The sequence below is a fragment of the Bradyrhizobium sp. 6(2017) genome (assembly GCF_011058295.2).
GTDB classification, from domain to species: Bacteria; Pseudomonadota; Alphaproteobacteria; order Rhizobiales; family Xanthobacteraceae; genus Bradyrhizobium; species Bradyrhizobium septentrionale.
Window position 1 is genome coordinate 7,327,986 of sequence record NZ_CP049289.2, and the last position, 9,610, is coordinate 7,337,595.

At 66.8% G+C, this 9,610-nt stretch carries 10 protein-coding genes and 1 pseudogene; 10 read left to right on the forward strand and 1 reads right to left on the reverse strand.

The features are described from left to right. The first annotated feature begins 52 nt into the window (after positions 1–52). The 5 genes from G6P99_RS34900 (at position 53) to G6P99_RS34920 (ending at position 2,558) form a co-directional block, all read left to right on the forward strand. The gene (locus G6P99_RS34900) at positions 53–553 is read left to right on the forward strand and encodes a hypothetical protein (RefSeq protein ID WP_029078992.1); all 501 of its coding nucleotides are present in this window, start codon (positions 53–55) and stop codon (positions 551–553) included. A gap of 41 nt (positions 554–594) precedes the next feature. Further along, positions 595–1,014, forward strand: a complete 420-nt coding sequence (locus G6P99_RS34905; protein ID WP_165129077.1) for an NUDIX hydrolase — start codon at positions 595–597, stop codon at positions 1,012–1,014. Between the two features lie 99 nt (positions 1,015–1,113). After that, positions 1,114–1,491, forward strand: a complete 378-nt coding sequence (locus G6P99_RS34910) for a TIGR02301 family protein (protein ID WP_029078994.1) — start codon at positions 1,114–1,116, stop codon at positions 1,489–1,491. Further along, entirely contained in the window at positions 1,481–2,137 is a 657-nt protein-coding gene (locus G6P99_RS34915; protein WP_165125227.1) for an HAD family hydrolase, read from the forward strand. Before G6P99_RS34910 ends, G6P99_RS34915 begins: the two co-directional genes overlap by 11 nt. A 154-nt stretch (positions 2,138–2,291) precedes the next feature. Beyond that, entirely contained in the window at positions 2,292–2,558 is a 267-nt protein-coding gene (locus G6P99_RS34920; RefSeq protein ID WP_028332620.1) for a hypothetical protein, read from the forward strand. Positions 2,559–2,570: 12 nt separating this feature from the next. On the opposite strand, the gene G6P99_RS34925 is transcribed toward G6P99_RS34920, so the two are convergent. Beyond that, positions 2,571–3,905 carry a dihydroorotase gene (locus G6P99_RS34925; RefSeq protein ID WP_029078996.1) on the reverse strand — a complete coding sequence of 445 codons (1,335 nt, stop codon included), beginning with the start codon at positions 3,903–3,905 and terminating at the stop codon, positions 2,571–2,573. Positions 3,906–4,033: 128 nt separating this feature from the next. On the opposite strand from G6P99_RS34925, the gene G6P99_RS34930 reads away from it, so the two are divergent. The 5 genes and pseudogenes from G6P99_RS34930 to G6P99_RS34950 all read left to right on the forward strand — a co-directional run bounded on the left by G6P99_RS34930 (position 4,034) and on the right by G6P99_RS34950 (position 9,609). Continuing rightward, complete coding sequence (locus G6P99_RS34930; protein WP_165125230.1) at positions 4,034–4,915, forward strand: YgfZ/GcvT domain-containing protein; 882 nt, start codon at positions 4,034–4,036, stop codon at positions 4,913–4,915. After that, entirely contained in the window at positions 4,912–5,538 is a 627-nt protein-coding gene (locus G6P99_RS34935) for a DNA-3-methyladenine glycosylase I (RefSeq protein WP_029078998.1), read from the forward strand. The genes G6P99_RS34930 and G6P99_RS34935 overlap by 4 nt, the downstream gene beginning before the upstream one ends. Further along, positions 5,535–6,146 carry a YfbR-like 5'-deoxynucleotidase gene (locus tag G6P99_RS34940; RefSeq protein ID WP_029078999.1) on the forward strand — a complete coding sequence of 204 codons (612 nt, stop codon included), beginning with the start codon at positions 5,535–5,537 and terminating at the stop codon, positions 6,144–6,146. The genes G6P99_RS34935 and G6P99_RS34940 overlap by 4 nt, the downstream gene beginning before the upstream one ends. Before the next feature lie 126 nt (positions 6,147–6,272). Next, positions 6,273–6,776 (forward strand): annotated as a pseudogene (locus tag G6P99_RS34945) (tyrosine phosphatase family protein); the annotation flags it as partial. 112 nt (positions 6,777–6,888) lie between these two features. After that, positions 6,889–9,609 carry a DUF2339 domain-containing protein gene (locus tag G6P99_RS34950; RefSeq protein WP_029079001.1) on the forward strand — a complete coding sequence of 907 codons (2,721 nt, stop codon included), beginning with the start codon at positions 6,889–6,891 and terminating at the stop codon, positions 9,607–9,609. Position 9,610 lies beyond the last annotated feature (1 nt).

Below are 9,610 nucleotides of genomic sequence, written 5' to 3' on the forward strand. Positions count from 1 at the left end.
AGTGGTATCCGTTTATTCTGCCTTAACTTGGACCGTTAAAGACTGCGATCAAATGACCTCAACGGCCGCCATAGCGGGCTCTTCCCCGCGACCGACGTACCCCGACGAGGCGCGGGCGGCGCTGTTGCGCGCCGCCAACATCAATCCCCGCACCGGGCTTGCGACCGACTACCTCAATCACTTCAACGAAGCCATCATGCTGCTGGAGATGGTGCCGGACCTGCCGGAATGCGCCAGCGATTTCCTGGAATGGCAGCCACTGTCCTATGCCGAGCATTTCACCGCCTCAAATTTCAAGGCGCGTGACCTCGCGATCGAATCCTATGAGACGGCAGACGCCGGAATCCGGGCCGAATTCGACCAGCTCACCGACAGCATGACAAAGATCTTGACCGAGGTCGGCTCCGCGATGCGGCAATTGCATCAGGACAAGAGCCGGGTCGCGCTCGCCGAGCAGGCGATCGTCTGGGTCAAGCCGCTGGTGATGCTGACCGCCGGCATCATCAACGGCGCCGCGGAGGCCGATGTCGACAGCATCATGGCGGGCGCCTGATTTATCGGGCATATAGCGCTTGAACCTGATTGTTGATTGCCTTGACCCCTCCCGAACCTCCGATCCGCCCGCAACTCGCCGTGTCAGGCGTGATTTTTCGCGACGGCAAAGTGCTGCTGGTGCGCCGGGCGCGCTCGCCCGGAAAAGGCTTCTATTCACTGCCCGGCGGCCGGGTCGAGTTCGGCGAATCCTTGCACACCGCCCTGCACCGGGAGATCGACGAGGAGACTGGCCTCAGGGTCGAAATCCTGGGCATGGCCGGCTGGCGCGAGGTGCTGCCGACCGGCCCCGGCACCGGGCATTATCTGATCATGACATTCGCGGCGCGCTGGGCGTCCCACGAGCCCGTCCTGAACGACGAGCACGACGATTTCAAATGGCTGGCGCCGGAGGCGATCGGCGACCTCAAGGTCACCGGCGGTCTCCATGAGGTCATTGCGGCCGCCCGGCGGCTGGTTTGAGGCCTGTTTTGGGGCGTATGGGAGGCGGTATTAAAGGCCCTTTGCCACCTTGCCTCGGGCGCATTGAGGGGGCATACCACGGCCATTCCGGAACCCCTGATGATCAGAGCCTTTCTCGCCGTTGTGATCCTGATGTCGGCATGCCTTGCCTCGCCCGCCCGGGCGCAGGACGCGGCTGCGCCGTTCGACGGCGACCTGCAGCGGCTGGCCGAGATCCTCGGCGCCCTGCACTATCTGCGCGGCATCTGCGGCTCCAACGAGGGCGCCAAATGGCGCAACGAGATGCAGGCGCTGATCGACGCCGAAACCCCCTCTGGCGACCGCCGCGCCCGCATGATCGCGGGCTTCAACCGCGGCTATAACGGCTTCCAGCAGACCTACCGCTCCTGCACCCCCGCAGCGACCGTGGCGATCCGCCGCTACATCGAGGAAGGCTCGAAAATCTCGCGCGACCTGACGGCCCGCTATGCCAACTGACCGCGCGATCTTCTTCGACCTCGACGGCACCCTGACCGACCCGAAGCCCGGCATCACCGGCTCGATCCAGTATGCGCTGGGAAAGCTCGGCCGGCCGGTTCCCTCGCAGGACGAGTTGACCTGGTGCATCGGGCCGCCGTTGCGGGCGAGCTTTGCGCTGCTGCTCGGCGGCGAGGAGTTCGCCGACCGCGCGGTGGAGTTGTACCGCGAGCGATTCGGCAATGTCGGGCTGTTCGAGAACAGCGTCTACCCTGATATTGCCGCGGTGCTGGCGGCGCTGCGCGAGCGGCCGGGCCGCATGTACGTTGCGACCTCGAAGCCGCATGTGTTCGCGAGCCGGATCGTCGCGCATTTCGGCCTGAACGGGTATTTCGACCATGTGTTCGGTTCCGAGCTCGACGGAACGCGGGTCAACAAGGTCGACCTGCTCGCCTATGCGCTGGAGCAGACCGGAGCCGATCCGGCCGAAGCCGTGATGATCGGCGACCGCAGCCACGACGTGATCGGGGCTATCAGGAACGGCATCCGCGCGGTCGGCGTCACCTATGGCTACGGCACGCCCGAGGAGCTGCTCGAGGCCGGCGCCAGCCAGCTGTGCGCCTCGCCGCGCGCGGTGCTGGACCATATCCACAGCTCATTTGGCTGACGGCGGCCGCGATAGCCGGAATTCCCCTTTAAATGCCGTAGCGCGCGTTAACCTTTTCGAAAGATGTGGGCTAGGCGGTACCCGCATGCGTGATACATCTCGCGCGTCGCAGTGGTTCGCGTCCGGACCGCGCGCATTCATTTTGATGAGTTCCATGCGCCATCCAGCGTCCTTTCCCCATCACCAAGACCCGCGTCCCGATCACGAGCAGAAGCAAGCCGCGCTGGGCTACCTGAACGAGGCCTGGGCGGAAGCGCGTCACGACGGCGTCGATGGCGACTGCCTCGCGCAGGCGAGCCTGTTTGCGGCGCTCGCCGAGCTGGTCGGCACCTATGGCGAGGATGCGGTGGCGAAGTTCGCCGAGGGCCTCGCCGCGCGCGTGCGCAACGGCGAGTTCTCGCTGGCGCTCGCCCGGCAGTAATCGCCCCAGCCGTTACGGCTTCAGCGTCTCGAGGAACCGGACCGGCTCGCCGAGCGACGGCGTCGTCAGTTCGCCCTGCCACATCACCCGCCTGCCGCGCACGAAGGTGCCGACCGGCCAGCCCTGCACCCTCACGCCGTCATAGGGCGTCCAGCCCGCGCGCGAGGCTACCCATTTGTTGGTGATGGTCTCGCTGCGCTTGAGGTCGACCACGGTAAAGTCGGCGTCATAGCCCGCCGCGATGCGGCCCTTGCAGGCGATGTTGAACAGCCGCGCCGGCCCCGCGCTGGTGAGATCGACGAACCGAGCCAGCGACAGCCGTCCGGCATTGACGTGATCGAGCATCAGCGGCACCAGCGTCTGCACGCCGGTCATCCCCGACGGCGAGGCCGGATAGGTTTTAGCCTTCTCCTCCAGCGTATGCGGCGCGTGGTCGGAGCCGAGCACGTCGATGATGCCCTGCTCGATGCCATACCAGATGCCGGCGCGGTGATCGGCCGAGCGCACCGGCGGGTTCATCTGCGCCAGCGTGCCGAGCCGCTCATAGCATTCGGGCGCGGCCATCGTGAGGTGATGCGGCGTCGCCTCGCAGGACGCGACATCCTTGTGGTCGCGCAGATACAGGATCTCTTCCTTGGTCGAGATGTGCAGCACATGGATGCGCTTGCCGGTCTCGCGCGCGAGATTGACCAGGCGCTCGGTTGCCATCAGCGCCGCGGTCTCGTCGCGCCACACCGGATGCGAGCGCGGATCGCCCTCGATCCGCAGCGGCTTGCGCTCGTTGAGGCGGTATTCGTCCTCGGCATGGAACGCGGCGCGGCGCCGGATCACCCGAAATATCCGCCGCAGGCTCTCGTCGTCCTCGACCAAGAGCGCGCCGGTCGAGGAGCCGATGAACACCTTGACGCCGGCGCAGCCCGGCGCCCGCTCAAGCTCCTGCAAATCCTGCACGTTCTCGCGGGTGCCGCCGATGAAGAAGGCGAAATCGCAATGCATGCGGTGGTGGCCGCGCTTGATCTTGTCGGTGAACGCCGCTTCCGTGACAGTCAGTGGGTTGGTGTTCGGCATCTCGAAGACAGCGGTGACCCCGCCCATCACGGCGCTGCGCGAGCCGGTCTCGAGATCTTCCTTCTGCGTCAGCCCGGGCTCGCGGAAATGCACCTGGGTGTCCATCACGCCGGGCAGGATGTGCAGGCCCTTGCAGTCGATCACCTCGCCGGCCGCGACCTGGCCGAGCGAACCGATCGCGGCGATACGGCCGCCCACGATACCGATATCGCGCACGCCCTCGCCGTCCTGATTGACCACGGTGCCGGATTTTAGAATGGTGTCAAAATGCTGATTCATCGGTCCTCGGCGCCCGCTTTCGGCTGTCGCGCGGGCCTTGTTCGGCGCACTCTAGCGCCTTAGCTTGGCAGGGGATATCCGCGGCCTGCGCGTTTCCCAAGGAACTTGGAAAAGAGCCAATTTTGCGAATGAAAGCAGCGTTTCTTCCAGATCGGGGCGTGGTCAAAGTCTCTGGCGAGGACGCCCGCAACTTCCTCAACGGCCTCATCACGACGGATGTCGAGCAGCTGCGCCCGGGACAGGCGCGGTTTGGCGCGCTGCTGACGCCGCAGGGCAAGATCATCGTCGATTTCCTGATCACAGAGATACCCACTGGCCATGGCGGCGGCTTCCTGATCGACGCGCCGCGCGCGCTCGCCAAGGGGCTCGCCGACAAGCTCGGCTTCTACAAGCTGCGCGCCAAGGTCGTGGTCGAGAACCTCACGGACAGCCTCGGCGTGCTGGCAGCCTGGGACGGAGAGCCGGCGGCGATCCCCGATCTCGCTTTCGCCGATCCGCGCAACCCGGCGCTCGGCTGGCGCATCCTGATCCCGCAAGATCTGACGCAGAAGCTCGCTGATCTGATCGGCGCCGAGCTCGTCGACGATGGCGCCTATGAGGCGCATCGGATCGCGACCGGCGTCCCGCGCGGCGGGCTCGACTTCATGTATGGCGACGCGTTCCCGCACGAGACCAACATGGACCGCCTCAACGGCGTCGATTTCGACAAGGGCTGCTATGTCGGCCAGGAGGTGGTGTCGCGCATGCAGCACCGCGGCACGGCGCGCACCCGCACGGTGAAGATCATTCTCGACGGCCCCTCCCCCGAGACCGGCGCGACAATCCTCGCCGGCGACAAGCAGGTCGGCACCATGGGCTCCACCGCAGGCGAAAACGGCTTGGCTCTGGTCCGCATCGACCGCGTCGCCGATGCGCTCGACGCCGGCCTGCCGCTGACCGCGGGCGGGCTCGCGCTTCATCTCGCCGAGCCCGACGCTGTCCGCATCACACCCAAGCAGACCGTCGCATGAGCCGTACCGCGCAACTGCATCCCGACGGCAAGACGCGCTGCCCCTGGCCGGGCGAGGACGCGTTCTACGTCGCCTATCACGACAATGAATGGGGCGTGCCCGAATATGACGACCGCGCGCTCTACGAAAAGCTGATCCTCGACGGCTTCCAGGCCGGCCTCTCCTGGATCACGATCCTGCGCAAGCGCGAGAATTTCCGCAAAGCCTTCGACGATTTCCAGCCCGAGAAGATCGCGCGCTACAACGCCAAGAAGGTGCACGCGCTGATGAACGACGCCGGCATCGTCCGCAACCGCGCCAAGATCGAAGGCACGGTGGCGAGCGCCAAGTCGTATCTCGAGATCATGGAGAAAGGCCCCGGCTTCTCGAAATTCCTCTGGGACTTCGTCGACGGCAAGCCGAAGGTCAATCAGTTCAAGACCACGGCAAGCGTGCCGGCCTCGACGCCGGTGTCGATCAAGGTCTCCAAGGAGCTCGGCGGACGCGGCTTCAAGTTCGTCGGCCCGACCATCGTCTACGCCTTCATGCAGGCGACCGGCATGGTCAACGATCACCTCGTCACCTGCTTCTGCCATGAGGCCTGCAGCGGGAAACTCCGCACACCGCGGCCCAAGACGAAATGACTGCGCGTAACTCGACGGAGACCGCCCGCGCCTGGCAGCGGATGTTGTCCGGGCGCCGGCTCGATCTGCTCGACCCGTCGCCGCTCGATATCGAGATCGTCGACATCGCGCATGGATTGGCGCGGGTCGCGCGCTGGAACGGACAGACCAGCGGCGCGCACATCTTCTCGGTGGCCCAGCATACGCTGCTCGTCGAAGCCGTGATGCGCCAGCAGACGCCGCGCGTCGACGTCCGCGTGCGGCTTGCCGCGCTGCTGCATGACGCACCGGAATATGTCATCGGCGACATGATCTCGCCGTTCAAGGCGGTGCTCGCCGGCGAATACAAGGCGGTGGAGAAGCGGCTGCTGTCGGCGATCCACATCCGCTTCGGCCTGCCGCCCGTGCTCGCGGATGAGATCACCCAGCAGATCAAGTCCGCCGATCGCGGCGCCGCCTATCTCGAGGCGACGCATCTGGCGGGATTTTCGCAGGCCGAGGCCAAGCGGCTATTTGGCCGCGATCCGGAATTGCCGGAGGCGACCGAGCGCGACTATCTGACGCCGTGGACCGCAGCGAGGGCCGAAAAGCAGTTCCTCGAGCGCTTCAAGGCATTGCACGCGTCATAGGGGCGACACCACGAAACGCGCCGTCGGTTGCGGCGCAAAACGAAGCGCAGGCATGGCAGCGCGCCTTTGCCCACCCGGGAGCAGCCGTTATAATCGGATGCACGCACCCGATACCCAAGGACCATCATGCTTCACGTCTGCTCGCTCGCCGCGCTCTCCGACACGGTTCGTGCCACCGGCGCCAGCCATGTGCTGACCGTGATGGCCAATGTCGACCAGGTGCAGCGCCCGCCCTCGGTGCTGCCGGCCAACCATCTGAAAGTGTCGATGGACGACATCATCGAACAGATGGACGGGTTCGTGGCGCCCAACGAGACGCATATCGAGAAGGTGCTGACCTTCGTACGCGGCTGGGATCGCCGCGCACCGATGGTGGTGCATTGCTACGCCGGCATCAGCCGCTCGACCGCGAGCGCATTTGCCACCGTCTGCGCGCTCAATCCGCACCGCGACGAAATGTCCATCGCCCGGCTGATCCGCGAGGCCTCGCCGATCGCGGCGCCCAACCGGCTGATCGTCAGCCTCGCGGACAAGGCGCTGGGACGCGAGGGCCGGATGCTGCGCGCGCTCGATGCGATGGGTCCGGGCAGCATGAGCGTCGAAGGCCGCCCCTTCCACATCGATCTGGAATACCTCGGCTCGCACGCCCGATCGCTTGAACTTCCAGTCCTCCCAACTGCACTACTAGGTTGCGACGGGCGGCCGGCTGGCCGATGGTCCGGCGCGTCCTGCCGGAGGCCCGATGTTCGATTCGCCGTTCGATTTCCTCACCCTCGTCCTCGCCATCGTCGCGCTTATTTTCGCGCGCCAGGCGCTGGGCCGGATCGCGCTGCTGCAGCGGCGGCTGGACGCGATCGAGGCCGCCGGCGCGGCCGCCATGCGAACGGTCATGCCGCCGCCTTTGGCACCGCTGCAGGAGTTCGAGCAGACACTCCCGGCGGCACCTCCGATCGCACCGCCACCGCTCCCCGAGGCTGTACCGAGCGGGCCGGACGCGCAGACAGAGCCGACCGCGGATGCTGCGAGCGCCGCGCCACCGCCCCTTCCGCAACCCCCGCCCGCGCCGGAGCCAACGCCCGGCTTCGAGGAAACGCTCGGCACGCAATGGGTGGTGTGGATCGGCGGCCTGACGCTGGCGCTCGGCGGCTTCTTCATGGTGCGTTACTCGATCGAGGCCGGGCTGCTCGGCCCCGGCGTGCGCACAATGCTCGGCGGATTGTTCGCGCTCGCGCTGCTCGGCGCCGGTGAATGGACCCGGCGCAAGGAAAGCATCTCCAACATCGCGGCGCTGCCGATCGCCAATATTCCGGCGATCCTCACCGCCGCCGGCACCGCGGTGGCGTTCGCGACCGTCTACGCCGCCTACGCGCTGTACGACTTCCTCGCACCGGCAACCGCCTTCATTCTGCTCGGCATGGTCGCGCTCGGCACGCTCGCGGCCGCGCTGCTGCACGGGCCGGCGCTGGCAGGGCTTGGCATCGTCGGCGCCTTCGTCACGCCGATCCTGGTCTCCTCGGACAAGCCCGACTTCTGGTCGCTCTACATCTATCTCGCCATCGTCACCGCCGCATCCTTCGCCCTCGCCCGCATCCGGCTGTGGCGCTGGCTTGCGGTGACGACGATCGCCTTCGCGCTGCTGTGGACCTTCCCGTGCCTGCAATGCGGGCCGGAGATGGTCGCGCCGCACGTCTTCCACGTGATCGCGGGCTTCGCGCTGGCGGCGCTGCTCGTGGTCTGCGGCTTCATGTTCGGCCCCGACGGCGATGGCGAGGAAATCGAGCCGATCTCGTCGGGATCGCTCGCGGCCTATCTGTTCGGCGCGATGCTGATCGTGCTCAACAGCGCGCACGCCGACATCGCGATGATCGGCTTCGCGCTGCTCACAGCCGGCAGCCTGCTCGTCGCCTGGCGCGCACCGGCTGCCACCCGTGCGATCGGCGCCGCGTCACTCTTCGTGTTCATCGTATTCGGCGAATGGGCGATCCGCCGCAACGTCGACATGCTGGTGCTGCCGGGCGGCGCGATCCCCGGCATCGGCCCTTCCGCGACCGACGGTTCGGTGTCGCTGCATCTCGTCACCGCGGCGCTGTTCGCAGCCGCGTTCGGCATCGCCGGCTTCCTCGCGCAACTGCGCTTTGCCACCACGAAGGTCACTGTGACCTGGGCCGCGGCGGCGGTATTCACGCCGGTCGCGCTCCTGGTCGCGCTCTATGCGCGCATCGCGCATCTCGACCGCTCGATCCCGTTCGCGATCCTCGCCGTGCTGCTGGCCGCGGCCTACGCGGCCGCGACCGAGGCGCTGACACGGCGCGGCGAGCGGCCGGAGCTGTCGCCCTCGATTGCGTTGTCGGCGACCGGCGCGCTCGCCTCGCTGGCGCTTGCGCTGACCTTCGCGCTCGACAAGGGCTGGCTCACCATCGCGCTGGCGCTGGTGTCGATGGGCACGGCATGGCTCTCGGTGCAGCGGCCGATCCCGTTCCTGCGCTGGCTCGCCGCGATCCTCGCCGGCATCGTGGTGCTGCGCATCGGCTACGAGCCGCGGATCGCCGGCGATGCCGTCGGCACCACGCCGATCTTCAACTGGCTGTTGTGGGGCTATGGCGTCCCGGCGCTGTCGTTCTGGGCCGCAAGCCATTTCCTGCGCCGCAATGCCGGCGACGTCCCGCTGCGGATCATCGAATCCGCCGCAATCCTGTTCACGGTGCTGCTCGCCTTCATGGAGATCCGCCACGCGGTCAATGGCGGCGATGTCTATCGCGATAGCGCCGGGCTGACCGAGGTCGCGCTGCAGGTCGGCGTGACGCTCGCGATGGCGATCGGGCTGGAGCGATTGCGCCTGCGCACCGGCAGCATCGTCCACAATGTCGGCGCGGTCCTGCTCACTGCCTTCGCCGGGCTTGCCAGCGTATTCGGGCTGCTGTTTCTGGAGAATCCGATGCTGTGGGCGCATGACGTCGGCGGCAGCTTCATCAACCTGCTGCTGCTCGGCTATGCGCTGCCGGCCGTGCTGGCGCTGCTGCTGTCCTACGCGGTGGCGGGCCATCGTCCCGCTGTATACGCCAATACGATCGCAGCCGGCGCGCTGATCCTCGCGCTCGCTTATGTGACGCTTGAGATCCGCAGGCTCTATCACGGACCGGTGCTGGTGCGCGGCGAGACCACGGGCGCGGAGCAATATACCTATTCGATCGCCTGGCTGATGTTCGGCGTCGCGCTGCTCGGCATCGGCATCGTGGTCAATTCGGAGCGGGCGCGGCTCGCGTCCGCTGCCGTGATCGGCCTGACAATCCTGAAGGCGTTCCTGGTCGACATGTCCACACTGACCGGTGTCTACCGGGCGCTGTCGTTCATGTGCCTTGGCATCGTGCTGGTCGCGATCGGCTGGCTGTACCAGCGGATCCTGTTTCGCAGGCGGGCCGTCGCCGCAGCGCCGCCCCCGCCTGTTCCGCAAGCGGGGGGATAAG

What these genes read in the sequence shown, in the direction of transcription:
- G6P99_RS34900 (WP_029078992.1), top strand. Translation starts at nt 53, where the DNA reads ATGACCTCAACGGCCGCCATAGCGGGCTCTTCCCCGCGACCGACGTAC.
- G6P99_RS34910 (WP_029078994.1), top strand. Translation starts at nt 1,114, where the DNA reads ATGATCAGAGCCTTTCTCGCCGTTGTGATCCTGATGTCGGCATGCCTT.
- G6P99_RS34915 (WP_165125227.1), top strand. Translation starts at nt 1,481, where the DNA reads ATGCCAACTGACCGCGCGATCTTCTTCGACCTCGACGGCACCCTGACC.
- G6P99_RS34920 (WP_028332620.1), top strand. Translation starts at nt 2,292, where the DNA reads ATGCGCCATCCAGCGTCCTTTCCCCATCACCAAGACCCGCGTCCCGAT.
- G6P99_RS34925 (WP_029078996.1), bottom strand. Translation starts at nt 3,905, where the DNA reads ATGAATCAGCATTTTGACACCATTCTAAAATCCGGCACCGTGGTCAAT.
- G6P99_RS34930 (WP_165125230.1), top strand. Translation starts at nt 4,034, where the DNA reads ATGAAAGCAGCGTTTCTTCCAGATCGGGGCGTGGTCAAAGTCTCTGGC.
- G6P99_RS34935 (WP_029078998.1), top strand. Translation starts at nt 4,912, where the DNA reads ATGAGCCGTACCGCGCAACTGCATCCCGACGGCAAGACGCGCTGCCCC.
- G6P99_RS34940 (WP_029078999.1), top strand. Translation starts at nt 5,535, where the DNA reads ATGACTGCGCGTAACTCGACGGAGACCGCCCGCGCCTGGCAGCGGATG.
- G6P99_RS34950 (WP_029079001.1), top strand. Translation starts at nt 6,889, where the DNA reads ATGTTCGATTCGCCGTTCGATTTCCTCACCCTCGTCCTCGCCATCGTC.